General features: G+C 72.6%; 24 protein-coding genes. 13 read left to right on the top strand and 11 right to left on the bottom strand.

The window, feature by feature from the left end:
• Positions 1 to 14 precede the first annotated feature (14 nt).
• Positions 15 to 143, bottom strand: coding sequence for a hypothetical protein (locus tag QP089_RS04195; RefSeq protein ID WP_285909912.1), 129 nt, complete (start codon positions 141 to 143; stop codon positions 15 to 17).
• A gap of 57 nt (positions 144 to 200) precedes the next feature.
• Positions 201 to 962: an SDR family NAD(P)-dependent oxidoreductase gene (locus QP089_RS04190; RefSeq protein WP_285909911.1), complete on the bottom strand. Its 762-nt coding sequence runs from the start codon at positions 960 to 962 to the stop codon at positions 201 to 203.
• 78 nt (positions 963 to 1,040) lie between these two features.
• Between QP089_RS04190 and QP089_RS04185 the strand changes: the two genes are divergently transcribed.
• Together QP089_RS04185 and QP089_RS04180 are read left to right on the top strand one after the other, a co-directional pair.
• A complete protein-coding gene (locus QP089_RS04185) occupies positions 1,041 to 1,625 on the top strand; it encodes a hemerythrin domain-containing protein (RefSeq protein ID WP_285909910.1) in 585 nt (194 codons plus the stop codon).
• 19 nt (positions 1,626 to 1,644) lie between these two features.
• Positions 1,645 to 2,415: an SDR family NAD(P)-dependent oxidoreductase gene (locus QP089_RS04180; protein ID WP_285909909.1), complete on the top strand. Its 771-nt coding sequence runs from the start codon at positions 1,645 to 1,647 to the stop codon at positions 2,413 to 2,415.
• Positions 2,416 to 2,434: 19 nt separating this feature from the next.
• Here QP089_RS04180 and QP089_RS04175 read toward each other — a convergent pair whose 3' ends face one another.
• Together QP089_RS04175 and sigK are read right to left on the bottom strand one after the other, a co-directional pair.
• Complete coding sequence (locus QP089_RS04175) at positions 2,435 to 3,145, bottom strand: anti-sigma factor (protein ID WP_285909908.1); 711 nt, start codon at positions 3,143 to 3,145, stop codon at positions 2,435 to 2,437.
• Positions 3,142 to 3,723: an ECF RNA polymerase sigma factor SigK gene (gene sigK, locus QP089_RS04170; protein WP_285909907.1), complete on the bottom strand. Its 582-nt coding sequence runs from the start codon at positions 3,721 to 3,723 to the stop codon at positions 3,142 to 3,144. The genes QP089_RS04175 and sigK overlap by 4 nt, the downstream gene beginning before the upstream one ends.
• Before the next feature lie 135 nt (positions 3,724 to 3,858).
• Here sigK and QP089_RS04165 point away from each other — a divergent pair, with 135 nt between their 5' ends.
• The 3 genes from QP089_RS04165 (at position 3,859) to QP089_RS04155 (ending at position 7,664) form a co-directional block, all read left to right on the top strand.
• The gene (locus QP089_RS04165) at positions 3,859 to 5,433 is read left to right on the top strand and encodes a molybdopterin-dependent oxidoreductase (protein ID WP_353070483.1); all 1,575 of its coding nucleotides are present in this window, start codon (positions 3,859 to 3,861) and stop codon (positions 5,431 to 5,433) included.
• A gap of 61 nt (positions 5,434 to 5,494) precedes the next feature.
• Entirely contained in the window at positions 5,495 to 6,130 is a 636-nt protein-coding gene (locus tag QP089_RS04160) for a fasciclin domain-containing protein (RefSeq protein WP_285909906.1), read from the top strand.
• Between the two features lie 106 nt (positions 6,131 to 6,236).
• Complete coding sequence (locus tag QP089_RS04155) at positions 6,237 to 7,664, top strand: MFS transporter (protein ID WP_285909905.1); 1,428 nt, start codon at positions 6,237 to 6,239, stop codon at positions 7,662 to 7,664.
• Here the strand turns inward: QP089_RS04155 and QP089_RS04150 are convergent.
• A complete protein-coding gene (locus tag QP089_RS04150) occupies positions 7,661 to 7,981 on the bottom strand; it encodes a hypothetical protein (RefSeq protein ID WP_285909904.1) in 321 nt (106 codons plus the stop codon). The two genes, QP089_RS04155 and QP089_RS04150, sit on opposite strands and share 4 nt — an antisense overlap.
• A gap of 144 nt (positions 7,982 to 8,125) precedes the next feature.
• On the opposite strand from QP089_RS04150, the gene QP089_RS04145 reads away from it, so the two are divergent.
• Both QP089_RS04145 and QP089_RS04140 read left to right on the top strand, forming a co-directional pair.
• On the top strand, positions 8,126 to 8,647 hold the full coding sequence (locus QP089_RS04145) for a GNAT family N-acetyltransferase (RefSeq protein ID WP_285909903.1): 522 nt from the start codon (positions 8,126 to 8,128) through the stop codon (positions 8,645 to 8,647).
• A 151-nt stretch (positions 8,648 to 8,798) separates the two neighbouring features.
• Positions 8,799 to 10,163: a carbohydrate-binding protein gene (locus tag QP089_RS04140; protein WP_285909901.1), complete on the top strand. Its 1,365-nt coding sequence runs from the start codon at positions 8,799 to 8,801 to the stop codon at positions 10,161 to 10,163.
• A 68-nt stretch (positions 10,164 to 10,231) separates the two neighbouring features.
• Here QP089_RS04140 and QP089_RS04135 read toward each other — a convergent pair whose 3' ends face one another.
• Both QP089_RS04135 and QP089_RS04130 read right to left on the bottom strand, forming a co-directional pair.
• Positions 10,232 to 11,797, bottom strand: coding sequence for an outer membrane protein assembly factor BamB family protein (locus QP089_RS04135; protein WP_285909900.1), 1,566 nt, complete (start codon positions 11,795 to 11,797; stop codon positions 10,232 to 10,234).
• Positions 11,798 to 11,809: 12 nt separating this feature from the next.
• The gene (locus tag QP089_RS04130) at positions 11,810 to 12,706 is read right to left on the bottom strand and encodes a hypothetical protein (RefSeq protein ID WP_285909899.1); all 897 of its coding nucleotides are present in this window, start codon (positions 12,704 to 12,706) and stop codon (positions 11,810 to 11,812) included.
• 187 nt (positions 12,707 to 12,893) lie between these two features.
• Between QP089_RS04130 and QP089_RS04125 the strand changes: the two genes are divergently transcribed.
• The 3 genes from QP089_RS04125 to QP089_RS04115 all read left to right on the top strand — a co-directional run bounded on the left by QP089_RS04125 (position 12,894) and on the right by QP089_RS04115 (position 16,220).
• Complete coding sequence (locus QP089_RS04125; protein ID WP_285909898.1) at positions 12,894 to 13,136, top strand: hypothetical protein; 243 nt, start codon at positions 12,894 to 12,896, stop codon at positions 13,134 to 13,136.
• Between the two features lie 68 nt (positions 13,137 to 13,204).
• Positions 13,205 to 14,644: an MFS transporter gene (locus tag QP089_RS04120; protein ID WP_285909897.1), complete on the top strand. Its 1,440-nt coding sequence runs from the start codon at positions 13,205 to 13,207 to the stop codon at positions 14,642 to 14,644.
• 94 nt (positions 14,645 to 14,738) lie between these two features.
• On the top strand, positions 14,739 to 16,220 hold the full coding sequence (locus QP089_RS04115; protein ID WP_285909896.1) for an amidase: 1,482 nt from the start codon (positions 14,739 to 14,741) through the stop codon (positions 16,218 to 16,220).
• 47 nt (positions 16,221 to 16,267) lie between these two features.
• Here the strand turns inward: QP089_RS04115 and QP089_RS04110 are convergent, their stop codons facing one another.
• Positions 16,268 to 17,470 carry a lipase family protein gene (locus QP089_RS04110; protein WP_285909895.1) on the bottom strand — a complete coding sequence of 401 codons (1,203 nt, stop codon included), beginning with the start codon at positions 17,468 to 17,470 and terminating at the stop codon, positions 16,268 to 16,270.
• 212 nt (positions 17,471 to 17,682) lie between these two features.
• A complete protein-coding gene (locus QP089_RS04105; protein ID WP_285909893.1) occupies positions 17,683 to 18,327 on the bottom strand; it encodes a TetR/AcrR family transcriptional regulator in 645 nt (214 codons plus the stop codon).
• A 124-nt stretch (positions 18,328 to 18,451) separates the two neighbouring features.
• Here QP089_RS04105 and QP089_RS04100 point away from each other — a divergent pair, with 124 nt between their 5' ends.
• The gene (locus tag QP089_RS04100; protein ID WP_285909892.1) at positions 18,452 to 19,753 is read left to right on the top strand and encodes an acyl-CoA dehydrogenase family protein; all 1,302 of its coding nucleotides are present in this window, start codon (positions 18,452 to 18,454) and stop codon (positions 19,751 to 19,753) included.
• An 11-nt stretch (positions 19,754 to 19,764) separates the two neighbouring features.
• The gene (locus QP089_RS04095; RefSeq protein ID WP_285909891.1) at positions 19,765 to 20,565 is read left to right on the top strand and encodes an enoyl-CoA hydratase-related protein; all 801 of its coding nucleotides are present in this window, start codon (positions 19,765 to 19,767) and stop codon (positions 20,563 to 20,565) included.
• Positions 20,566 to 20,590: 25 nt separating this feature from the next.
• On the opposite strand, the gene QP089_RS04090 is transcribed toward QP089_RS04095, so the two are convergent.
• Positions 20,591 to 22,384: a S9 family peptidase gene (locus QP089_RS04090; protein WP_285909890.1), complete on the bottom strand. Its 1,794-nt coding sequence runs from the start codon at positions 22,382 to 22,384 to the stop codon at positions 20,591 to 20,593.
• Between the two features lie 257 nt (positions 22,385 to 22,641).
• Here QP089_RS04090 and QP089_RS04085 point away from each other — a divergent pair, with 257 nt between their 5' ends.
• Positions 22,642 to 23,229 (top strand): COG4315 family predicted lipoprotein, encoded by a 588-nt coding sequence (locus tag QP089_RS04085; protein WP_285909889.1) that lies wholly within the window; start codon positions 22,642 to 22,644, stop codon positions 23,227 to 23,229.
• A gap of 44 nt (positions 23,230 to 23,273) precedes the next feature.
• On the opposite strand, the gene QP089_RS04080 is transcribed toward QP089_RS04085, so the two are convergent.
• The gene (locus QP089_RS04080; RefSeq protein WP_285909888.1) at positions 23,274 to 24,143 is read right to left on the bottom strand and encodes a helix-turn-helix transcriptional regulator; all 870 of its coding nucleotides are present in this window, start codon (positions 24,141 to 24,143) and stop codon (positions 23,274 to 23,276) included.
• Positions 24,144 to 24,181: the final 38 nt, after the last annotated feature.

Genomic DNA, 24,181 nt, shown 5'->3' with positions numbered 1-24,181 from the left:
CGCGACGCGTCGGATCAGAAGTCGGCGCGGTGCCTGCCCTGGTACCGGGAACGCGTCGCCATCGCCGTCGCCGACGCGCCGAGGAAGGCCACGCCCCCGGCCACGAAGCCGAGCACCGCCGCCGTGACGACCATCAGGCTCACGGTTCCACCCCCGGCTTCGAGCAGCGTCGGCCTAAGTCGTGAGCGGGGGGTTCTTGGTCAGGCCTGTTCGGGGTCTTGGCCTTGGGCGGAGCGGCCGCCGTCTACCGGGACGATCGCGCCGTTGATGAAGCTCGCCTCGTCCGACAGCAGGTGGCGGACGGTGGCGGCGACCTCATCGGGGCGGCCGACGCGGCCGAGCGGGTGGAGGGCGCGCATCTCGGCCTCGATCCGCGCGACGGTGGCCGGGTCCTGCGCGGCGAGGTACGCCTCATAGCGGGCGGTGGTGATCGAGCCCAGCGCGACGACGTTCACCCGGACGCCGCGCGGGCCGTAGTCCACCGCGAGGGCGCGGCTGAAGCCCTCGACGGCCGCCTTCGCCGTCGCGTAGGTGAGCGAGCCCCGGACGGGCCGCGTCGCCTGGTGGGACGAGACGTTCACGATCGCGCCGCCGGTGCCGGCGTCCAGGAAGCGGCGGATCGCGGTCAGCGATCCCACGACGGCCGGGTCGAAGTTCAGCGCCACCGCGTCGAGGACCTCGCGCGGGTCCGGGACGTCCACGGCGGCGTCGCGGAAGACGGCGGCGTTGTTGACCCAGCCCTTGAGGGTCCCCATGGCCTGCGCGGCGTCCGCTGCCCGCGCCGCGACGGCCTCGTCCCGCAGGTCGCCGGCTACCGCCGCGACGCGCGGGCCGGTCGCCCAGTCGAGGGCGGACGGGTCCAGGTCGGCCGCCACCACGTGCCCGCCGTCGGCGAGGAGGCGCTCGGCGATGGCCCGGCCGATGCCGCGGGCGGCGCCGGTGACGACATAGGAGAGCTCCACGGTCCGGAAGGTACCACCGCGTTTGGCCTTGGACGTGGGGGCAGGGGACACCCCGACACGGGTTTCGAGGAGGAAGCGATGACCGACGTCTTCACGGTGCTGGCGAACGACCACACCGAGGTCAAGCAGATGCTCACCGAACTGGAGGCCGGCTCGGCGGGCGCGTCCCAGGCGTCCGTCCACGGCGAGGACGCGCTCCAACTGCGCAAGAAGATGGTGGAGCAGCTCATCATCGAGGAGTCCAAGCACGAGGCGGTCGAGGAGGAGTACTTCTGGCCGGCCGTGCGCGAGCTGGTGACCGACGGCGACCGGCTCGCCGACCATGCCGTCGAGCAGGAGCAGGCGGCGAAGAAGGTGCTCAACGAGCTGATCGGGCTGGACGCGGGCGAGGCGCGGTTCGAGGAGCTGCTGGCCAGCTTCGTCACCGACGGCCGCGCGCACATCGCGTTCGAGGAGACCGAGGTCTGGCCGGCGCTGCGCAGGGTCATCACCGACGAGCGGGCGGAGCAGCTCGGCGAGAAGCTCGAGAAGGGCAAGAAGACGGCGCCGACGCGCCCGCACCCGAACACCCCGCCCAAGCCCGGAATTCTCAAGGCCGCCGGGCCCGCCGTCGCGGCGGCCGACAAGGTCCGCGACAAGCTCACCGGCCGGGGCCAGGACTGACATCCCAGGAGGAACGGCCATGACCGACTCGACGCGGCTGGCGCTGGTCACCGGCGCCTCCACCGGCATCGGACGCGCGCTCGCGGACGAGTTCGCCCGGCACGGCTTCCACGTCATCATGGCGGCGGAGAACGCGGAGATCACCGCGGCGGCGCAGGCCGTCGGCGACGCGACGCCCGTCCGGGTGGACCTGGCGCGGCCGCAGGGGGTCGAGGAGCTGTACGCCGCGGTGGGCACGCGCCCGCTGGACGCCGTGGCGATCAACGCGGGCGTCGGCGTGGGCGGCGACTTCGTCCGCGACAACGCGCTCGCCGACGAGCTGAACCTCGTCGACCTGAACGTCCGGTCGGCCGTCCACCTGGCGAAGCTCGTGCTGCACGACATGGTCCGGCAGGGCCGGGGCCGGATGCTGTTCACCTCGTCGATCGCCGCGACGTCGCCGGGGCCGTACCTGGCGACGTACGCGGCGTCCAAGGCGTTCCTGTACTCGTTCGCGGAGGCGCTGCGGCACGAGTTGCAGGGCACCGGCGTCACCGTGACGGCGCTGCTGCCCGGCCCCACCGAGACCCGGTTCTTCGAGCGCGCCGGGGTGCTCGACACCCGGCTCGGCAAGTCCGGCAAGGACGATCCGGCGGACGTGGCGCGGCAGGCCTACGACGCGCTGATGGCCGGCAAGGACCACGTCGTCACCGGCTCGGCGCGCAACAAGGTGCAGACGACGGCGTCCAGGGCCATGTCCGAGCCGGCCAAGGCGAAGATGCACGCCCTGATGTCCAAGCCCGGCGGCTGACCCGGCCCGCCGCCGCCCGTCAGGCGAGCGCGAGGGTGATGATCGGGGGGCTGGTCGGACGGCTGGAGCCGCCCGCCGGTTCGATCGTGACGCCGAAGCTCCGCGCGTCGCCGAGCCCGCCCGCGACGACCGGACGCGGCTTCCCGGACAGGTCGAGCGTCCCTGCGGAGCGCGGCGCGGTCGGGCCGAGCCACCACATCTGGTAGGTCCGGGCGGGGGGTAGGTGCCGCAGCCGGGACGTGGTGACGACCGCCTTGCCGAGCGAGCGCGACGACACGACGGTGACGGTGGCGCCGGTCGGTGCGCGGGTGGTCGAGGTATGCGCGTCCGGCGCGGTCATTACGGCCGTGACCTGGCGGTTCAGGGCTTGGGCGTGCTCGGCGGAGCGCTGGAAGTGCCATGCCGCACCGCCGCCGAGCACGGCCAGCACGAGGCAGGCCGCGGCGGCGAGCCACGCCAGTCCGCGGGTGCCGGGGGACGGGAGGCGGCGGCCCAGCGGCGGCGGCGACTGGCGGGTCCTGGCGATCTCCGCCATGACGCGTCCGCGCAGCTCGTCGGGGGGCCGGCGGGACGCGGCCAGCGCGAGCCGGGCCGCGGTCTCGCGGAGCCCGGCGGCCTCCTCGGCGCAGGCGGTGCAGCCGGACAGGTGGCGCTCGAAGCGGCGCCGCTCGGTGTCGGCGAGCGCGTCCAGGGCGTAGGGGCCGGCGAGGTCGTGCGGGTCGTGGGTCATGGCTGCACTCCCAGGCAGTCACGCAACCGGATGAGTCCGTCGCGCATCCGGGTCTTGACGGCGGCGAGGCCGACGCCGAGCAGCTCGGAGACCTCGCGGTAGGTGTAGCCGCCGAAGTAGGCGAGCGTGATCGACTCGCGCTGCGTCTCGGTCAGGTGCCGCAGGCAGCGGCGCACCTGCCGGTGCTCCAGCCGGGTGCCGACCTCCTCGGCGACCTGGTCGTAGTCGGGCGCGGGCGCGGCGGCGCGCTCCTGGCGGGCGCGGTCGGCCTGGCTGGAGCGCACCCGGTCGACGGCGCGGCGGTGCGCCACGGTCAGCGCCCACGACGTCGCGCTGCCGCGTTCGGGGCGGTAGTGCGAGGCCTTGCGCCACAGCTCGACCAGCACGTCCTGCGCGATCTCCTCGGCCTGCGCCGGGTCGCGGACGACCCGCAGCGCCAGCCCGTAGACGGGCCCGGACAGCCGCTCGTACACCTGCCCGAACGCGTCCTGGTCGCCGCGCGCGACGCGGCCGAGCAGCTCGGCCAGGTCGGGCGGCTCCGCGCCGGTCGCGCGCGGCCCTTCGACCGGTTCGTTCATCTTCACACCGGTGGTTCGGTGCGGACGGCCCCGAGGATGGGTCCCGATCCCGATCGAGATCCGACCCATCCGCCCGCCGTCCGGCCCCGAACACCGGGTGTGACAGGCGAGAGAGCAACCGGACCACTGCGGTGGGTGACGGCCGCGCTGCGCGGGCTACTGGCCGCCGCCGCCGCGATGGGGGTGGCGGAGCTGGCGGCCGGCGTGCTCGGCCGGGCGTCGTCCTCGCCGCTGCTCGCGGTCGGCGCGGGGTTCATCGACCTCACCCCGGTGTGGTTGAAGGACTTCGCGATCCGGCATTTCGGCAGCGACGACAAGACGGTCCTGCTGCTCGGCCTCGGCGCCGGGATCACGGTGGCGGCCCTGGTCATCGGGCTGCTGAGCCGGTTCCGGCTCGCCTGGGGCCTGATCGGGCTCGGCGCGTTAGGGGCCGCCGGGGTCGTCGCGGCGCTGACCCGGCCGGTCGCCGAGCCGGTCGACGCCGTCCCGTCCGCGATCGGCGCGCTCGCCGGCATGACGGCACTGGCCCTGCTGGTGCGCGGTACCCGCCCATCCTCCATCGCGCCTCCCGAGGCTCGCGGCACCGCTACCCCGGACGACGGCGGCGCAACCGAGCAGCCGGAACGCCGCCCCGAGGACGCGGGCGTCGATCGCCGCCGCGTGCTGCTGACCGGTGCCGGGGTGATCGGCGTCGCCGCGGCCGGCGGGGTGTCCGGGCGGGTGCTGCTGCGCCGCGGCGACGTCTCCTCCGTCCGCGCGAAGCTGCGGCTGCCGCGCGCGGCGAGCCCGGCGCGGCCGGTGCCGCCGGAAGCCCAGATACGGGTGCCGGGGATGACGCCGTTCCGCACCCCCAACAGGGACTTCTACCGGGTCGACACCGCGCTCACCCTGCCGCAGGTCGAACCGCGCGACTGGACGCTGCGCATCCACGGCATGGTCGCCCGGCCCGTCGAGATGTCGTTCGACGACCTGCTGCGCGAGGCGCTGATCGAACGCGACATCACGCTGTCGTGCGTGTCCAACCAGGTCGGCGGCGACCTCGCGGGCAACGCCCGCTGGCTGGGCGCGCCGCTGGCGCCTCTGCTGCGCCGGGCGGGGATCGCTTCCGGCGCCGACCAGATCCTGTCCCGCTCGTCCGACGGCATGACGCTGTCCACCCCGATCGAGACGATCCTGGACGGCCGGGACGCGCTGCTGGCCGTCGGGATGAACGGCGAGCCGCTGCCGGTCGCGCACGGCTTCCCCGCCCGGATGGTCGTCCCCGGCCTGTACGGCTACGTCTCGGCCACCAAGTGGGTCGTCGACCTCAAGGTCACCCGGTTCGCGACCGACCACGCGTACTGGACCAGGCGCGGCTACGCCGAGCGGGCGCCGATCAAGACGTTCTCCCGCATCGACGTGCCCAAGCCGCTGGCCACCGTCAACGCCGGACGGGTCGCCGTCGCCGGCACCGCGTGGGCGCAGCACCGCGGCGTCGACGCCGTCGAATGGCAGGTCGACGACGGCCCGTGGCGGCAGGCGCGGCTCGCGCCCGTCCCCGGCCTGGACACCTGGCGGCAGTGGATCGCCGAGTGGGACGCCGCGCCCGGGTCCCACACGCTGCGCTGCCGCGCCACCGACGGCACCGGCCGCACCCAGCCCGAACACCGCACGCCGCCGTTCCCGGACGGCGCGACCGGCTGGCATTCGGTGGTGGTCACCGTCACCTGACCGGCCCCGCCGCAATCCACACCACCCAGAACCCATCGGTATCCGAAGCAAGGAGATCACCATGTACCGCACCCGCATCGCCGCAGGCGTCCTCGCCGCGGCCGCCGTCGCCACCGCAACGGCGGCCTGCTCCAGCAACGACGACGGCAAGGACGGCGGCACCGCCGCCGCGCCCGCCGGTTCGGCACCGGCCACGGCCGCGAGCAGCTCACCGGCCTCCGACCAGCCGTTCGGGCCAGCCTGCTCGGCCGTCCCGGCGTCCGGCAAGGGCAGCTTCAGCGGCATGTCCGCCGACCCCGTCGCGACCGCCGCGTCCAACAACCCGGTGCTGTCGACGCTGGTCAGCGCCGTGAAGAAGGCCGGGCTGGTCGACACGCTGAACTCGGCCAAGAACATCACCGTGTTCGCGCCGACCAACGACGCGTTCAACAAGATCCCCAAGGCGACGCTCGACAAGGTCCTGAGCGACAAGAAGACGCTGACCGGCATCCTGACCTACCACGTCGTCGGGCAGCCGATCACGCCGAGCGGGCTGTCGAACGGCGACTTCAAGACCCTGAACGGCGCGATGCTGAAGACCAGCGGCTCCGGCGAGTCGTTCACGATCGGCAGCGACGCGAAGGTGGCCTGCGGCAACGTCCACACCGCCAACGCCACCGTCTACATCATCGACAGCGTCCTGATGCCCCCGAAGTGACGCGGCGGCAGGCCGGGACCCGCGTTCACCCGGGGTCCCGGCCGCCCCGCCGCCCACCCGCGCCCCGGTCACATACCTCGCACGCGACCGGGCACTACGTGTAGTTGTGATCAAGGCGCAGGCCCCGCGGCGGTGGGGACGGGCGGTCGACGCCCTCACCCGTCGGCTCGGCGGGCCCCGCCAGGCCCGCGTCGTGCTGCTCCTGGCCTGCGTCCTGGCACTCAACACCGCCGACTCCGGCGTCATCGGCGCGATCGTCGAGGAGCTGCGGCACGCCCTGCACATCGACAACACCGAGGTCGGCGTCCTGACCGCCGCGCCCTCGCTGGTCGGCGCCGTCGCCACCGTCCCGGTCGGCATGCTCACCGACCGCGTGCCCCGCGTCCCGCTGCTCGCCGGCAGCATCATGCTGTGGAGCGCCGCCATGATCGTCGGCGGCCTCGCCACCTCCTACGACTGGCTGCTGACGTCGCGGGTCGCGCTCGGCGCCGTCACCGCGACCGCCGGACCGACCGTCGCGTCCCTTACCGGCGACCTGTTCCCGCACCAGGAGCGGGCCGGCGTCTACGGGCGGATCCTCGCCGGCGAGCTGATCGGCGCCGGATTCGGGCTGGTCGTCGGCGGCAACGTCGCCGCCGCGCTGAGCTGGCGGTTCTCGTTCTGGTTCGTCGCGGTCCTCGGCATCGCGCTGGCCGCGGCCGTCTGGCGGCTGCTGCCCGAGCCCGCCCGCGGCGCGCAGGGCCGCCCCGCCGGCGACCCGCGCGGCGGCTCCGGGGCCGCCCAGCAGGCGGTGGACGAATCGGACGTCCAGGCCCGCCCGGAGAACGTGCTGGCGACCGACCCGTCCCGGATGACGCTGCTGCAGGCCGCCCGGCACGTGCTCCGCATCCGCACCAACGTGATCATCATCCTCGCCTCGGCCATCGGCTACTTCTTCTTCTCCGGGCTGCGCACGTTCGCGATGGTCTTCGTCCAGCACCGCTACGGCGTCGGGCGCGCCGAGCTGAGCCTGCTCGTCCCGGTGATCGGCGCCGGCGCGCTGGTGGGCGTCCTCACCGCCGGCCGGATCGCGGACCGCCTCGTCCGGCGCGGCCGGATCGCCGCGCGCGTGCTGGTGCCGAGCGTCGCCTACACCGCGTCCGCGCTGCTGTTCCTGCCCGGCCTGCTGACCACCTCGGCGTGGCTCGCGATGCCGCTGTTCTTCCTGGCCGCCGCCGCGCTGGCCGGCGCGAACCCGCCGCTGGACGCCGTCCGCCTCGACGTCGTCCATTTCGGGCTGTGGGGACGCGCCGAGAGCATCCGCACGATCCTGCGCATGACGGGCGAGGCGATCGCGCCCGTCCTGTTCGGCTGGCTGTCGGGGGTGTTCGCGCCCGGCGACCACTCCGGCACCGGCCTGGACCGGGTGTTCCTGCTCGCCCTCATCCCGCTGCTGGTCAACGGCCTGCTCCTGATGCGGGCGCGGCGCACCTACCCGGCGGACGTCGCGTCCGCCATGGAGTCCGAACGCCGGTTCACCGCCGCCGAGCGCTAGAACACCAACCGCCGGGACACCAGCCCGTGGCCCACCTTCGTCCCGTGCCACAGGTCGAACCGGCAGCCCGCCGCGAACGCGTCCTTGCCGGCCGTCTCGGTCAGCAGCGTCATCGTCACGATGTGGTCGACGTCGCCCGGCCGCAGCGGCTCACCGTCGTCGGTCGTCATGACCACCTTGTGGAACGCGCTCGGCTTCGGCTCCGCGCCCTTCTCCCGCAGCGTGAACGGGCAGTTCTGGGCGGGAAGGTCGGTTCCGATCGCCGAGGCGCTCTGCTCGTCCAGCGAAACGAGCGCCTTGAACTTCGTCAGCTTCATGCGTCGCTCCTTCCCCCGAGGTCGCGCCCCCGCGTCACCGCCGCGCGGCCTTCGCCATGAACGGTCACCTCCATGGATACCCCCGAGGACGACCGGGCCCCCACCCCCGCGTGAGATGATGATCACGGTGGAGGTGGCTGACGCATGGCAGTGGTCCGGGCGGCGCGGCCGGACGATCTCGCGGCCGTGGCCGAGATCGGCGCGCACTACGTGCTGAACACCGTGGCGACGTTCGCGGAGACGCCGCAGACCGTCGCGGAATGGCGGGAAAGGCTCGACGACCTCGCTCGGCGCGGCCTGCCGTTCCTGGTGGCCGAGGCGGACGGGGAGATCGCCGGATACGCGTACGCGGGCCCCTGGCGGCCGAAACCGGCGTACCGCTACACCGTCGAGGACACGATCTACCTGGCCCCCGCGCACACCGGCAAGGGGCTGGGGACGGCGCTGCTCGGCGCGCTCGTCGACGGCTCGGAGAAGGCCGGGATGCGGCAGATGATCGCGGTCATCGCCGACACCGGCGAGCCCGGGTCGGCCGCCCTGCACCGCCGGTTCGGGTTCGTCGAGGCGGGCCGGCTGGACGACGTCGGCTACAAGCACGGCCGCTGGATCGCCACGACGCTGATGCAGCGCCGCCTCGGCCCCGCCGTACCCGCCGTACCCGCGTAACTCGGCCCTTCACGGCCCGGCCCACCGGGGTTACCCTTCCCATGCGTCCGTGCCGGTCGTTTGCGCCTCGACTTGGGAGGGTCCCGCCCGCGGGACGGTTCGGCTCTGACACCGGCTCCTCTGTGTCCCGCTGTACCGAGGAGTCGTCCCCATGCAGTTCAAGCACAAGCGATGGTCCGCGGCCGCCGCCGCGCTGGCCTCGGCCGCCGCGGCGCTCGTCCTGTCGCTCGGCGCGCTGGTCGTGCTGTCCGCCCCGTCGTCCGCGCGGTCCGCCCCGGCGATCGCGTGCGCGTACCCGGCCTGGGCCGAGGGCACCACCTACAAGGTCGGTGACAAGGTCACCTACAAGGCAGACGGGTACGAGGCGCTCGTCGCCCACACCGCCTACCCGGGCGCGAACTGGAACCCCGCGTCCACGCCCACGCTCTGGCGCGATCTCGGCGCCTGCGACGCCTCGACACCCCCGACGACGCCGCCCACCACCCCGCCGACCACACCGCCCACCACGCCCCCGACCACACCGCCCACCACGCCTCCCACCACGCCGCCGACCGGGAGCGAGACCTGCCCGGTGAAGTCCAGGCCCGCCGGCAAGGTGCTGCAGGGCTACTGGGAGAACTGGGACGGCGCGTCCAACGGCGTCCACCCGCCCTTCGGCTGGACGCCGATCGACAACCCGGTGATCAGGCAGCACGGCTACAACGTGATCAACGCGGCGTTCCCCGTCATCCGCTCCGACGGCACCGTGCTGTGGGAGGACGGCATGGACGCGGGCGTCAAGGTCGCAACCCCCGCCGAGATGTGCGCGGCGAAAGCGGCCGGCGCCACGATCCTGATGTCGATCGGCGGAGCCGCCGCGGGCATCGACCTCGGCTCCAGCAGCGTCGCCGACCGGTTCGTCCAGACGATCGTGCCGATCCTGAAGAAGTACAACTTCGACGGCATCGACATCGACATCGAGACGGGCCTGTCGGGCAGCGGCAACGTGAACCAGCCGTCCACGTCGCAGGCCAACCTGATCCGCATCATCGACGGCGTGCTCGCGCAGATGCCGTCCAACTTCGGCCTGACGATGGCCCCCGAGACCGCGTACGTCACCGGCGGCAGCGTCACCTACGGCTCGATCTGGGGCGCCTACCTGCCGATCGTCAAGAAGTACGCGGACAACGGCCGGCTGTGGTGGCTCAACATGCAGTACTACAACGGCAGCATGTACGGCTGCTCCGGCGACTCCTACTCCGCCGGGACGGTCGAGGGCTTCGTCAAGCAGACCGAGTGCCTGAACAGCGGCCTGACCGTCCAGGGCACCACGATCCGGGTGCCGTACGACAAGCAGGTCCCCGGCCTGCCCGCACAGCCGGGCGCGGGCGGCGGCTACATGTCGCCGAGCCTGGTCGGCCAGGCATGGAACCACTTCAACGGCGCCCTCAAGGGCCTGATGACCTGGTCCATCAACTGGGACGGCTCGAAGGGCTGGACGTTCGGCGACAACGTCCGCACCCTCCAGGCCCGCTGACCTCCGGGACAGGCCCAGCGCGACGGCCGGGCGGGAGAGTTCCCGCCCGGCCGCCGCAGACACCAGGGTCAGGAAGGGGAGAACGCGTACAGCTTGTTGTTCTGTGCGCACTTGTAGGTGCCGTCGGAGCAGAGGCCGAACCAGTAGCCGGAGCCCCAGTAGACGGTGCCCGCGACGACGGCCGCGCCGCCGATCACCGAGCCGCCGCTGTTGTACCGCCACAGGATGTTCCCGTTGGCGGCGTTCAGCGCGAACATCGTGTCGGCCGCGCCGTTGATGCCGCCGGCGTAGACGACGCCGTTCGCGGCGCTGAGGAATCCGATGTCGAGCGTGCCGTACGGGTCGCCGACCTGCCAGAGGATCTTGCCGGTGGCCGCGTCCAGCGCCGCCCACGAGCCGCCGTCGACGGTCGTCTTCGTCCCGTCGGCGCCGACGATGTCGTACTCCTCGTGCTCGGCGTTGCCGATGCCGACGTAGACGCGGTTGCCGTCGGTCGCCGAGCCCCACTCCATGCCGCCGAGGTCGCTGCCGGGCCCGACCTGGGTGTGCCAGATCTCCTTTCCGGTCGCCGGGTCGAGCGCCCAGTAGATGCCGCTCTTCTGGCCGACGCCGAGGATGCTGCGCATGCGGCCGCCGTCGGCGACCTGGTACAGGTTCGGCGCGGACCCGAAGTCGAAGTCGGGGCCGCAGGTCTCGCAGTCCTCGCTTCCGACGTCGGCGGACAGCGTCTTGAACGACCAGGCGACGGCGCCCGTCCGCAGGTCGAGGCCGACGACCGCGTCGGTGTAGTTGTCGGCCGGACCCTGCTGGCAGTCCTCTTCGCCGGGACGTGTGCAGATTCCGTCGGGAACGGTGTAGTTGTTGCCGGTCGTCACGAACAGCCGCCCGGTGGTGTGGTCGACGACGAACGAGCTGCCCCACACCGAGTTGCCGGTGTAGCCCTCGGGCGCCATGTACCGCCGCCACCGGACGGCGCCGGTCGTCGCGTCCAGCGCCACGACGCTGCCGCGGAACCGCACCGGGTTCTCGTCGCCGAACTCGACGCGGCTCGCCGTCCCCACGTAGACGGTGTTGCCGTCCACCACGGGCGACGTCGTGACCATCGCGGCCGGGTCCGCGTCGATCAGGGTGCTCCAGCGCTTCGCGCCGGTGACCCGGTCGGCCGCCATGACGCGGGCGCCGCTGTCGCCCGGCGTGCTGGACACTCCGTCGCCGAAGACCAGTTCCGTCCCGGCGACGGCCGGGCTGGTCCTCGACACGTCCCCGGACACGCCGCTGTAGTACGAGATCGGGCGCTGCCAGCGGACGGCGCCGGTGAGCGCGTCCACCGCCGACAGGTTGCCGCCGTAGTCGGGGACGTAGACGGTGCCCAGCGACACCGTCGGGGTGGCGGACACGTTGCCGCCCAGGGTCGCGGTCCAGCGCGGCTTGAGCCGTCCCACGTTGCCGGGCGAGATCGCCGTCTCCGTCGCGGCGTACCGGGTGTTGGACAGGTTCTGCCCCGCGACCGTCCACCCGGGCGTGTACGGGACGACGCCGGACGGCGCGGCGGACGAGGCGGACGGCAGCGCCAGGAGCGCGGCCGTGAGGACACCGGCGGACGCGAAGGCCGGGGCCTTCCTGCCGATGCGCATGCGGGCCATCCGTCATCCCTCCGCGATGTAGGCGTGCACGATGCCCATGACGTCGTTCTTCGCGGTGGGCGAGTCGTAGTAGCTGGTGACGGTCAGCCGGTCGCCGCGCGAGATCGTCGCGAGCGGATCGCCGGAGCAGGTGCCCATCTTCACGATGGTCCGCATTCCGCCCATCGTGTCGTAGGTGGCGGGCGAGTCGCAGATGAGCGTGCCGGTGGTGTCGTCGGCGGCCTTCACGTGGACGCCGCCGGCGTGCTGGTGGCCGTTGGCGAACACGATGCGCCCGCCGACCGTGGAGGTCCAGCTCCAGGTGTGGGTGCTCGGCCCGGCCGGGACGCTGTAGTCGGAGGACAGGCAGCCGCCCGCGTCCAGCCACAGGGACCGCACCGGCGTGGTCGTCGCCGCGGCGGCGATGGTGTAGGTGATGGAAATGTAGACCGTCTTCGGCGCCGACGAGTAATTCATCAGGTCGGTGAGCATGGCCCAGCGGTCATAGCTTTTCACCGGCACGCCGTAACCGTCGGGCATGTTCTTTTCGGTGCGCTCGTCGCCGGACGCCCAGATCCGGTCCGGGCTGAACGGGCAGACGGTGTCGCGCGCCGACAGGTTCGAGATGACGAAGTGGTGCAGCATCGGGCCGCTGTTCATGTCGGCGGTGGTTCCGTCGGCGTACACCAGATCCGGCTTCTCACCGACGATGTCGCAGGTCGAGCACGGCTTCGGTGCCGCCGACACCACGTTCGGCAGTTCCCCTGGACGGTCCATGGTGCCGCCCGGGATCGTCCACGGTCCGTATTTCACCGTCACCGTCTGCGTGGCGGGCGCGGCCGGCGCGGCCGCCGGCTGCGCCATGGCATTTCCCGTGCATGCGAGGGCGGCCAACACGAAGGCGGCCACCACGAGGATCATTGAGCGGAATCTTCGGCGCACTGCGATCACCCCATTCTGGGCTCGACGCGAAATGAATCCGAAATCGCGTGCGGCCCGACGGTACGGCCGCGTTCGCGTCCCGCCATCGGCGAAACCACCTGCCGCCCGCCGTTGCGCCCGCGACCAACGGGTGGATCGCGTGGGGTTGCGGGTGCACACTGCGGTCATGGCGGAACCGCGCTACCTGCTGGGGCCCGACGGGCTACGGGTCGAGGCCGTCCGGCTGGGCGAGGCGGACCTGGCGTTCGTCCGGGCGCAGCACCGGGACGCGGCCCCCGGGCAGGCGTGGTTCCTGCTCACCCGCGACGGGCGCCTGGTCGCCTACTGCCGCGACATCGAGGAGGTCGCCGAACATGTGGACCTGATCGAATTGCACGGTCCCGGTGAAGCGGCGGAAGACGCGGGATGACCTGCCATTTCCCGGCGACCTGATCGACCGGGAGTTTGATCGCCGCGCATTCGGCAATCGAGGTCCCCGTGACAGAGCAGAGCACGCGGCAGGGCATCGTCGACACGAAGATCCCGGCACGGCTGGACCGGCTGCCCTGGTCCCGCTGGCACTGGATGATCGTCATCGGGCTCGGCACCGTCTGGATCCTGGACGGCCTCGAGGTCACCATCGTCGGCAACCTCGCGCCGCAGCTCGCCAAGGCCGGCAGCGGCGTCGACATCACCTCCGGCCAGGTGTCGGGGTTCGGCGCCGCGATCTACGTGGTCGGCGCGTGCCTCGGCGCGCTGTTCTTCGGCTGGCTGACCGACCGCTTCGGCCGCAAGAAGCTCTTCATGATCACGCTGCTGGTGTACCTGGCCGGCACCGCGCTGACCGCGCTGTCCTGGACGGCGTGGTGGTTCTTCCTGTGCCGGTTCGTCACCGGCTTCGGCATCGGCGGCGAGTACGCGGCGATCAACTCCGCCATCGACGAGCTGATCCCGAGCAAGCACCGCGGCCGCATCGACATCGTCATCAACGGCAGCTTCTGGCTCGGCGCCGCCGCGGGCGCGCTGCTGACCATCCCGATCCTCGGGCAGTTCGCGGTGGACGTCGGCTGGCGGCTGGCGTTCGCGCTCGGGGTCGTGCTCGGGCTGGTCGTGCTGCTCGTCCGGCGGCACGTCCCGGAGAGCCCGCGCTGGCTGATCATCCACGGCCGGACGGAGCAGGCGGAGAGGCTCGTCGGCGACGTCGAGGAGACGGTCCGGGCGGAGAGCGGCGACCGGCTGCCCGAGCCCGGCGGCTCCATCCGCATCCACCAGCGCAAGAGCCTGGGTTTCGGAGTGATCGCCGGGTCGCTGGTGCGGCGGTACCCGAAGCGGGCGATCCTCGGGTTCGCCCTGTTCATCGGGCAGGCGTTCCTCTACAACGCCATCACGTTCGGCTATGCGGACATCCTGAACACCTTCTTCCACATCGACACCAACACCGGCTACTACTACGCCGTCATCGCGGCCGGGAACTTCCTCGGCCCGCTGTTGCTGGCGCCGCTGTTCGACAGCTGGGGCCGCAAGCCGATGATCAGCGGGACGTACCTGCTGTCCGGCGTGCTGCTGCTCGGCACCGCGGTCCTGTTCGACCAGGGGCAGCTGACCGCCACCACGCTGACGGCCTGCTGGTGCGTGGTGCTGTTCTTCGCCTCCGCCGGGGCCAGCTCGGCGTACCTGACGGTCAGCGAGGTCTTCCCGATGGAGACCCGGGCCCTCGCCATCGCGTTCTTCTACGCGATCGGCACGGCGGCCGGCGGCATCTCCGGGCCGCTCGTCTTCGCCAAGCTCACCGCCACCGGCGTGCCTCGCGACACCGCGATCGCCTTCACCATCGGCGCCGTCCTGATGATCGCCGCCGGGCTGGTGGAGGCCGTCCTCGGCGTCAAGGCCGAGCGCAAGGGCCTGGAGGACATCGCCCGGCCGCTCACCGCCCAGTGATCTCTCTTTTTCCTTCCGCGGGGACGTCGAGGATCGGCCGGACCGGCCGGGAAGTAGGGTTCCTGGCACCGAATCCAGTTCTCCGGAGGGTGCCGTGGACTACGCCGAGTACCGTGCCCGCGACGCGGTCGGGCTGGCCGCGCTCGTCACCGCCGGCGAGACGACCCCCGCCGAGCTCCTGGACGCCGCGATCGCGCGCGCCGACGCCGTGAACCCGAAGATCAACGCGATCGTCGCGCCGATGCACGAGCAGGCCCGCGCCCGCGCCGCCGAACCGCCGGCCGGACCGTTCGGCGGCGTCCCGTTCCTGATCAAGGACCTGTCGCAGGACTACGGCGGGCTGCCCACCGGCAGCGGCAACCGGGCGCTGCGCGACGTCCCCGCCGCCGGGCACGCCGAGGTCGTCCGCCGCTGGCTGGACGCGGGCCTGGTCGTCTTCGGCAAGACCAACACCCCCGAGTTCGGCGCCAAGGGCATCACCGAGCCCGAGGTGAACGGCCCGACCCGCAACCCGTGGGACCTCGCCCGCACGCCGGGCGGCTCGTCCGGCGGGTCGGCCGCCGCGGTCGCCGCCGGGATCGTCCCGGTCGCCGGCGCCAACGACGGCGGCGGCTCGATCCGCATCCCGGCGGCCTGCTGCGGGCTGTTCGGCCTCAAGCCGGGCCGCGGCCTGGTCCCCGCCGGGCCGCTCCACGCCGAGCACCTGCACGGCGCGGCCGTCGACGGCGTCGTCTCCCGGACGGTCCGCGACAGCGCCGCGATGCTCGACGTGCTCACCGCGACCGCCGACCCCGGCGGCCCCTACCTGCCCGCCAAGCCCGGCCTCCCCTACGCCGAACTGGCACGGCGCGCACCCGAGCGGCTGCGCATCGGGTACGCCACCGCCTCCCCGCTCGGCACCGACGTCCACCCGCAGGCCGTCGCCGCCGTCGAGGATGCGGCCAAGCTGCTGGAGTCCCTCGGGCACGAGGTCGAGCCCGCGCGGACCGGCATCGACGAGCGCCGCCTCGCCTTCGACTTCCTCGCCATGTGGTCGACGCAGCTCGCCTGGACGGTCGACGAGATCCGCCGCGCCACCGGCGCCCCCCGCAGCGCCTTCGAGCTGGACACCCACCTCGTCGCCGCGGCCGGACGCGTCCAGTCGGCCCCGGCCTATTTCGCCGCCCACGAGCGCTGGAACACCTACAACCGCCAGCTCGCGGATTTCCATTCGCGCTACGACCTCCTGCTCACTCCGACGCTCGCGCGACCGCCGATCCGCATCGGCGAACTGGACACGCCCGCCCCCTTGCGCGCCATTGGAAAGGCTGCCCTCTCCCTCGGTCTTGCCGGTCTGCTGTCCAAGACCAAACAATGGCGGGACGCCGTCATCGCCAATCTCGCGCCGGTCCCCTATACGCAGTTCGCCAACATCACCGGGCGTCCGGCGATGAGCGTCCCCACCTACCGCACGCCCGACGGCCTGCCGCTCGGCGTCCAGTTCGTCGGCCCGCTGGGCGGCGAAGGCCTCCTGCTCGCCCTCGCCGCCCAACTCGAAGCCGAACGTCCCTGGTCACACCTGGAACCGTCCCTCTGACCGACCCGGGCCCGCCCGGCCCGGGTGGTGCCGGGCGGGCGCGCGGTTCAGCCGCAGTTTCCTTGCGCCGGGTCGTCCGCGAGGCGGGCGGCGAGCCAGTCCAGGGCGGTGCCGGCGCCGAGGACGGCGGCGCCCATGTGGTCGGCGAGCGGGTAGGACCGCCATTGCACGGTGGCTCCGCGGGAGCACCAGTCGGTGCGCAATTGTTCGCCGATTCCGTAGGAGACGATCTGGTCGGCGGTGCCGTGCCACAGGTACACCGGATAGGCGGGCGCGTGGTCGCCGAGGCGGTCCTGCTTGAGGCGCTCGATCCAGTCGGGGGCCTTGAGCGGGTCGCTGACGGTCAGGTCGTCGAGGTTCTTGCCCATCGTTTCGAGTGACGCTTCGACGACGCAGCTGTCGCGCAGTTTCGCGACGAGGGCACGGCCGTCGTCGTTGAGGTATTTGTCGAGGTTCAGTTCCGGATAGGCGGCGTCATGCCCGATGGCCGTCATCAATTCCAGCCCGAACGTCGAGCCCCCGCCGGAGCCGGACGTGCCGCTCAGCAGGTCGGCCGGCACGCCTCCGGCCGCGACGCCCTTGACGTGCAGGTCGGGGGCGTAGGAGCGGGCCAGTTCGGCGGCCCAGCCGCTCGCCTGCCCGCCCTGGGAGTAGCCCATGACGGCGACGGGCGAGGAGGCGGTGACGCCCGTCTTCTGTGCCTGCGGCAGGCGTTCGGCGGCGCGCGCGGCGTCCAGCACCGCGGTGCCTTCGGCGCGGCCGACGAGGTAGGTGTGGTCGCCGGGCGTGCCGAGGCCCTGGTAGTCGGTGACGGCGACGGCCCAGCCGCGCAGCAGCGCCTGGTTGAGCAGGGGCGAGTTGACGGGGTCGCCCTTGGGGAAGGCGGCCGACGGCGCGCACTGGTCGCCCATGCCGACGGTGCCGACGGCGTAGGTGAGCACGGGACGGGTTCCGGTCCGGCCGTCCTGCGGAACGATGACGGTGCCGGACACCACGTCGGGCCGGCCGGTGGCGTCGGTCGACCGGTAGTGGATCTTCCAGGCGTCGGTCGGCGTGGGGAATCCGGGCGGGAGGCGGTACGCGGACGGCTCGGCGCTCACCACGTCCCCCGGCCGGGCGCCCGTTGCGGGCGCCTGCTCGGCGGCGGCCGTGCCCGCGAGGGCGGTGAGCGACGTGGCCGCCGCGACGATCGCGGCCGAGGCCGCGGGCAGGCGGTGCCGGGGCGTGGAACGGGTGCCCTTGCGTCTCATGGGTGCTCCCTTGGGGGTGGGGGGACCGGCCGTGCCGCGCGCATGCCGAAGGTGGGGCGGCCGCCGGGCCGTCCCGCGCGATGGGCCGGGTGCCGCAATGAAACCTCCGGGCCGGACGCGACTCAAGACTTGAATTTGGCTTCAAGTTCGTGTAGTCGCGCGCACACAGAAAGGCCCATCGAAAGGGCGTTGACCTGCGCGAAAAGGACGGTTCAGGCCGATGGCCCGAGGTCCAGCGCGTTGAACCAGATCCTGTTCAGCGTGGTGACCAGCCGGTCGTAGGTGATGTCGATCCGGGCCACGTAGTACAGGTAGGCCATCCGGCCGACCATCGCCGAGAGGGAGAGCGCGGTCACCAGCGGGTCGAGCTCCGGATCGGCCTCCCCGCGCTCCTGAAGGCTCCGGATCATCTGCGCGTTCCGCTCGGCGAAGGCGTTGCCGCGCTCGACGCGGAGCCGGTGGAACTTCTCGTCGATCTGGGCGACCTGCTCGAACAGCGCCATGAGGCGGGCGTTGCGCTCGTAGGACCGCAGGTACTCGCGGTTCGCCGCGTCGATGAGCTCGCGCGGGCCGGTGACCCCGGTCCGTTCGCGCAGGTGGGGGTGGAGCATCTCCTCCTGCACCTGCTCCACCAGCGCGGCGAAGATCTCTTCCTTGTCGGTGAAGTAGGTGTAGAAGGACCCGGCGGCGACGCCGGCGGCCTTGGAGATGTCGGTGATGCGGGCGTCGAGGTAGCCGTCGCGCTCGAACACCTCGCGGGCGGCGGCGATGAGGGCCTGCCGGGTGCGGACGCCGCGCCTGCTCCGCGGAGCGGGCCGGGACGGCCGCCCGCCGCCGGTCACGTCCTGGGATTCCACTGCGGTCGGTCGCCTTCGGTCGGTCCTGCGCTCGCTCGCGTGCAGGTTAGCAGCAGCCTCGCGGCCGGGACGTCCGGCGGCCGAGGGCTTGAACTTGAAGCCGGATTCAAGTATTCCTGTGGGCATGGCACGACGACGGGAGCCTTCCGTGGACCTGTTCACCGTCTCCGACCGGCTGCGCCGCTACCGCGCCGACCTGCTGGAGTTCATGGACGAGTACGTGTACCCGGCCGAGGCCGTGTACGACGGGCAGATGCGCGCGGCGGGGGATCCGCACCACCATCCGCAGATCGTCGAGGACCTGAAGGCCGAGGCGCGCCGCCGCGGCCTGTGGAACCTGTTCCATCCGCATCCGGAGTGGGGCCCCGGCCTGACCAACCTGGAGTACGCGCCGCTGGCGGAGATCATGGGCCGCAGCGCGCACCTGGCCCCCGAGGCCACCAACTGCGCGGCGCCCGACACCGGGAACATGGAGGTGCTCACGCTGTTCGGCAGCGACGAGCACAAGGAGAAGTACCTCAAGCCGCTGCTGGACGGGACGATCCGCTCGGCGTTCGCGATGACCGAACCCGGCGTCGCCAGTTCCGACGCGACCAACATCGAGCTGCGCATGGAACGCGACGGCGACCACTACGTGCTGAACGGCCGCAAATGGTTCGCCTCCAACGCCATGCACAGGAACTGCAAGGTGCTCATCGTCATGGGCAAGACCGATCCCGGCGCCCCGCCGCACCGGCAGCAGTCGATGATGGTCGTCCCGATGGACGCGCCCGGCGTCACGATCGTCCGCAGCCTTCCGGTGTTCGGGTACATGGACCGGGAGGGCCACGCCGAGATCCGTTTCGAGGACGTGCGCGTGCCGGTGAGCGACGTCCTCAAGGGCGAGGGCGAGGGCTTCGCGATCAGCCAGGCGCGGCTCGGTCCCGGCCGCATCCACCACTGCATGCGCGCGATCGGCGTCGCCGAACGGGCCCTCGAGCTGATGTGCCGCCGGGCGGACGCGCGGGTCGCGTTCGGGCACCGGCTGAGCGACAGCGCCAACATCCGCGACTGGATCGCCGAGGCGCGGGTCGACATCGAACGGACCCGCCTGCTGACGTTGAAGGCGGCCTGGATGATGGACACCGTCGGCAACAAGGCGGCCCGCACCGAGATCGCCGCGATCAAGGTCGCCGCGCCCGCCATGGCGCTGACGATCGTCGACCGGGCCATCCAGGTGCACGGCGGAGGCGGCGTCACCGACGACTTCCCGCTCGCCAACGCCTGGGCGCAGCTGCGCACGCTCCGCCTCGCCGACGGCCCCGACGAGGTCCACAAGCGGTCGATCGCCCTCTGGGAACTGCGCAAGCACCGCGACCCGGCCGACGCCCCGTGGGTGCCGGACGTCCCGGTCGACCGGACGATGAAGGTTCCCGCCTCGCGCTGAAGGAGACGACCATGACGCAAGCCCCCTCCGCCGACGAGACGGTCCTGGCCGAGCGGCGCGGCCCGGTGCTCGTCCTCACCCTCAACCGGCCCGACCGCCTCAACGCCTGGAACGACGAGCTCGAACGCCGCTACTTCGCCCTGCTCTACGAGGCCGAGGCCGACCCGGACGTCCGCGCGGTCGTCGTCACCGGGGCGGGACGCGGCTTCTGCGCCGGCGCCGACATGGCGGACCTGAAGCAGGCGAGCACCGCCGACCACCTCGACGCCGGGCGGCCCCGCCCGCGCACGTTCCCGCTGACCGTCCGCAAGCCCATGATCGCGGCGATCAACGGGGCCGCCGTCGGGCTCGGCCTGGTGGAGGCGCTCTACTGCGACGTCCGGTTCGCCGTCCCGTCGGCCAAGCTCGGCACCGCGTTCGCCCGGCGCGGGCTGATCGCCGAGTACGGCGTCTCCTGGCTGCTCCCCCGCCTGATCGGCACCGGCCGCGCGCTCGACCTGCTGCTGTCGGGACGGATCGTCCAGGGCGAGGAGGCGCTCGCGCTCGGCCTGGTCAACCGGGTGGTCGAACCCGGCGAGCTGCTGGACGCCGCCGTCGGCTACGCCACCGAGCTGGCGACCTGGTGCTCGCCGGCGTCGATGGACGTCATCAAGCAGCAGGTCCACCGCGACCTCGACCGCGGCTTCGCCGAAGCGCTCGCCGAAGCCGACGCGCTGATGGTCGCCTCGTTCCGGCACCCGGACGCGGCCGAAGGCGTCACCTCGCACCTCGAGAAGCGGCCGCCGGCCTTCAAGCCGCTGAATCCCGGATGAAAGGGCCTCCTCTGCGGGCGCGTGCTCAGCCGAGCAGGTGCCCGCAGAGGAAGCCCGCGATCTCCTCGTGCGCCCGCAGCTCGTTCTCGCGGTCGGTGAACCCGTGGCCCTCGTCCTCGAAGATCTCGTAGCGGACGTCCACGCCGCGCTCGCGCAGCCGGGCGACGAGCCGGTCGGACTCCGCCCGGGGGACGCGCGGGTCCCGCGCGCCCTGAAGGACGAACAGCGGCGCGGTGATCGTGTCGGCGTAGGTGATCGGCGATCGCTGCGCGAGGTACTCGGCGTCGGTGTCGGGGTCGCCGAGGACGGTGGCGACGAAGTGCCTCCAGGTCGGCGGGCACGCGCGGGCGAGCGTCACCAGGTTGGCGGGCCCGTACAGCGACACCCCGGCCGCCCACCGGTAGGGCAGCCTCGCCAGGCAGGACAGCGTGGCGAAACCCCCGTAGGAACCGCCCATGACCGCGATGCGGTCGCCGTCGATGCCGGGATCCGACCGCATATGGCAGACGGCGTGGTCGAGGTCGTCCAGGTCGATGCCGCCCCAATTGCGGTAGATGAGTTTCTGGTGCCGTTCGCCATAACCGGACGACCCGGCGATGTTCGGCGCGAAAACCGCGATGCCCTGCGCGACGAGATGCTGGTAAAGGCCCGACCGCAGATATCCGGGACGTTCCTGCGCCTCCGGGCCGCCGTGGATCGACAGCACGGCCGGGTGCGGCCCCGGTGAATGCGGCCGGTAGAGCAGGGCGTGGACGTCCCGTCCGGCGGACGAGGGGTAGACGACCGGCTCCGGCTCGACCGGCTCCACGACGGACAGCGCGGGCGGACGCGAATCGGTGAGATAGCGGAATCGGTTCTCCGCGTCCAGGACCGCGATGTCGGCGGGCCGGGCTGCGGTGTCGAGAAGAACGACGACCGGCCTGGCTCCGGGCGCGAGCGCCAATGCCTGGACGACGCCCGGCGGAATGGCGGGAAGGGGAAGGACGTCGTCGCCGTGGCGGGCGTGCAACGTGGACCGCCCGTCCTCGTTGACCGTCCACACGAGCGTTTCGCCCGCGACGTCGATGCGTTCGACGTCCCAGTCGTGCTGGGCGACCGGTTCGAGGGTCCCGGTGTCCAGCCGGTAGAACGCGGCGGCGACGAACTCGCCCCACAGATCGGTGCGCAGGTAGAACCCGGTGGAATCCGCCGCCCAGGGGCCGGGGTCGAACAGCCCGTCGCCGTGGTCGGCGGTGACGCACACCGGTTCCGCGCCGGCGGCCGACAGGTCGACCAGGTAGGCGGCGACATGGGTGTGGGAGCGGAACCCGCCGGCCAGCAGCCACCGCCCGTCCGGCGAGAACCCGGACGGCTGGAACACCACGCCCGGCGGCGGCTCGATCCGCCGCTCGGTGCCCTCGCCCAGGTCGCGCACGAGGAGGTCCTGAACCGTCTCATCGCGGTCGTTCGCCGCATAGAGCAGGTAGCGCCCCTCGGCGTCGAACGGCGCGGGGCCGAGGACGCGCTGGCATTCGGGGCCGAGGCTGATGTCGACGGGCTCGTCCGCGTCCAGCCCGACCCGGTACAGCCGGTACTGCTCGTCGCCGTCGCGGTCGGCGGTGAACACCAGGCTCTTGCCGTCCGGCGCCCAGGCGATCCGCCGGACGGCCCGCCCGGCGAGCCGGGTCAGCCGCCGCGGCCCGCCGCCCGCGACCGGGACCGTCCACAGGTCGAACCTTCCGCCCGCGTTGCCGGAGAACGCCACCGCGGCCCCGTCCGGGGACAGCGCCAGGGTCGGCTGGAAGCCTTGTCGAGGCACGAAGTCGCGGTAGCCGGGCATGAAGGCCTTCCAGACTCGACGGACCTGGGCCGGGCACAGAGAGTAGCGAGCGGGCCTGGAAGAGTTACATCCCCGGTCCGGTGAGTCTTTCGTTCTCAACGGAGAGCACCGCCCGCCGGGCGGTTCCCCGGCGGGCGAGAAAGGGCTGGTCAGGGTCCGGGAAAGTCCGTTCGCCCGGCGGCTCGCGGGGTACGGGCGGCCCGGAAGGAAGGCATCGGACAACCGTTACCGAACTCCCTAGGGGAAGGACGTTCGCGATGTCCTCGACGAACCGGTGGAACACCCTGCACTCGTCCGGTCCGGCGCGGTGGCGGAGCCGCGGGCTGCGGGCGGCGGTCCCGCTGGCGGCGCTGGCGGCCGCGGCCGCCGCGTGCGGCGGGTCGGGCGGCTCATCCGGGCCGGGCGCCGCCGCGCCGCACCGTCCCGCCGTGCCGATGGCCGCCTCGTCCGCACCGAACACGTCCGGCGCGGGCGGGACGATCGCGACGGCGAAGGTCGCGAACCTGGGCCAGGTCCTGGTCGACGGCCAGGGCCGCACGCTGTACCTGTTCGAGAAGGACACGGGCGGCAAGTCGTCCTGCTCCGGAGCCTGCGCGGCGGTGTGGCCGCCGGTCACCACCACGGGCAAGCCGCATGCCGGGTCGCAGGCGAAGGCGGCGATGCTCGGCACCACGAGCCGCAGCGACGGGAAGACGCAGGTCACCTACGGCGGGCACCCGCTGTACTACTACGCCCCCGACGGCGCCGCGAAGGGCAGCGCCAAGGGGGAAGGGCTGAACCAGTTCGGCGCCGAGTGGTACGTGGTGTCCTCGGCCGGCAAGAAGGTCGAGAAGGGCGGTTCCTGACCTCGCTGCGGTGGCCCCGCCGGCACGCGACCGACGGGGACGCCTCACTGGCCCCCGTTCGCGGACGCGCCCGCCGCGGCGGATCCGTGCCGGTGCTGCGGGCCCAGCTCGCGCAGCATGTCCAGTGTCCCGGTACCGCCGGGCGGCGGGGTGAAGACGCGCAACCGCTGGTCCGCCGCGGGCGTCGCCAGCACCTCGCAGTCGAACTCGATCCGGCCCAGCTCGGGATGGACGATCCGGTACGGATGCGACCTGCGCACCGCGACCTCGTGCCGGTCCCAGAGCGCCGCGAACTCGGCGCTGGCCGCGCGCAGCCGCGCGACCAGGGAGCGGGACGCCTCGTCGCCGCCGCGCCGGGCCACCGCGGCGCGCAGGTCGGCGACCATCTGACGGGCCTGCTCCTCGTGCTCCTCGGCCGGAAAATGGCTCCGCACGTCCGGATCGGTGAACCAGCGCACCACGATGTTGCGGTCCTCCGGGGCGACCGTGCACACGCACCCGAACAGCGCGAGCGCCATGTCGTTCTGCGCCAGCAGGTCGCCGAGGTCGCCCACGACCTGCACCGGAACGCTGTCCAGCTGGTCGAGGAGGTACAGCAGGCTCGGCCGCAGGTACTCCCCGGCCCGCACCCCCTCCGGCGGGTGGTGCCCGGCGAGCAGGTACAGGTGGTCGCGCTCGTCGATGGTCAGCCGCAGCGCGCGCGTCAGCGCGGACAGCATCTGGACCGAGGGCTGCGGGCTCCTGGCCTGTTCGAGCCGCATGTAGTAGTCGGCCGACATCCCGGCGAGCGCCGCGACCTCCTCGCGGCGCAGCCCCGGCGTCCGCCGCCGCGGCCCCGCGACGAGCCCGACGTCCCGCGGAGCCAGCCGCTCCCTGGACCGGCGCAGGAAATCGGCCAGGTCATCGCGGTGCATCCCCATATCGCTAGTGGTATCACCCTTCGCCGGATCCC

Source organism: Actinomadura opuntiae, assembly GCF_030283205.1.
Lineage (GTDB): Bacteria > Actinomycetota > Actinomycetes > Streptosporangiales > Streptosporangiaceae > Spirillospora.
The sequence above is the reverse complement of the archived record's forward strand: the minus strand, read 5'-3'. Positions and strand labels throughout refer to the sequence as shown.

Bases quoted from the DNA above. Each gene is read 5' to 3' on its own strand.
- QP089_RS04175 (WP_285909908.1), bottom strand. From the start codon at position 3,145: ATGACCCACGACCCGCACGACCTCGCCGGCCCCTACGCCCTGGACGCG.
- QP089_RS04110 (WP_285909895.1), bottom strand. From the start codon at position 17,470: ATGAGACGCAAGGGCACCCGTTCCACGCCCCGGCACCGCCTGCCCGCG.
- QP089_RS04145 (WP_285909903.1), top strand. From the start codon at position 8,126: ATGGCAGTGGTCCGGGCGGCGCGGCCGGACGATCTCGCGGCCGTGGCC.
- QP089_RS04125 (WP_285909898.1), top strand. From the start codon at position 12,894: ATGGCGGAACCGCGCTACCTGCTGGGGCCCGACGGGCTACGGGTCGAG.
- QP089_RS04090 (WP_285909890.1), bottom strand. From the start codon at position 22,384: ATGCCCGGCTACCGCGACTTCGTGCCTCGACAAGGCTTCCAGCCGACC.
- QP089_RS04150 (WP_285909904.1), bottom strand. From the start codon at position 7,981: ATGAAGCTGACGAAGTTCAAGGCGCTCGTTTCGCTGGACGAGCAGAGC.
- QP089_RS04185 (WP_285909910.1), top strand. From the start codon at position 1,041: ATGACCGACGTCTTCACGGTGCTGGCGAACGACCACACCGAGGTCAAG.
- sigK (WP_285909907.1), bottom strand. From the start codon at position 3,723: ATGAACGAACCGGTCGAAGGGCCGCGCGCGACCGGCGCGGAGCCGCCC.
- QP089_RS04135 (WP_285909900.1), bottom strand. From the start codon at position 11,797: ATGCGCATCGGCAGGAAGGCCCCGGCCTTCGCGTCCGCCGGTGTCCTC.
- QP089_RS04095 (WP_285909891.1), top strand. From the start codon at position 19,765: ATGACGCAAGCCCCCTCCGCCGACGAGACGGTCCTGGCCGAGCGGCGC.
- QP089_RS04160 (WP_285909906.1), top strand. From the start codon at position 5,495: ATGTACCGCACCCGCATCGCCGCAGGCGTCCTCGCCGCGGCCGCCGTC.
- QP089_RS04085 (WP_285909889.1), top strand. From the start codon at position 22,642: ATGTCCTCGACGAACCGGTGGAACACCCTGCACTCGTCCGGTCCGGCG.
- QP089_RS04140 (WP_285909901.1), top strand. From the start codon at position 8,799: ATGCAGTTCAAGCACAAGCGATGGTCCGCGGCCGCCGCCGCGCTGGCC.
- QP089_RS04180 (WP_285909909.1), top strand. From the start codon at position 1,645: ATGACCGACTCGACGCGGCTGGCGCTGGTCACCGGCGCCTCCACCGGC.
- QP089_RS04130 (WP_285909899.1), bottom strand. From the start codon at position 12,706: ATGATCCTCGTGGTGGCCGCCTTCGTGTTGGCCGCCCTCGCATGCACG.
- QP089_RS04080 (WP_285909888.1), bottom strand. From the start codon at position 24,143: ATGCACCGCGATGACCTGGCCGATTTCCTGCGCCGGTCCAGGGAGCGG.
- QP089_RS04100 (WP_285909892.1), top strand. From the start codon at position 18,452: ATGGCACGACGACGGGAGCCTTCCGTGGACCTGTTCACCGTCTCCGAC.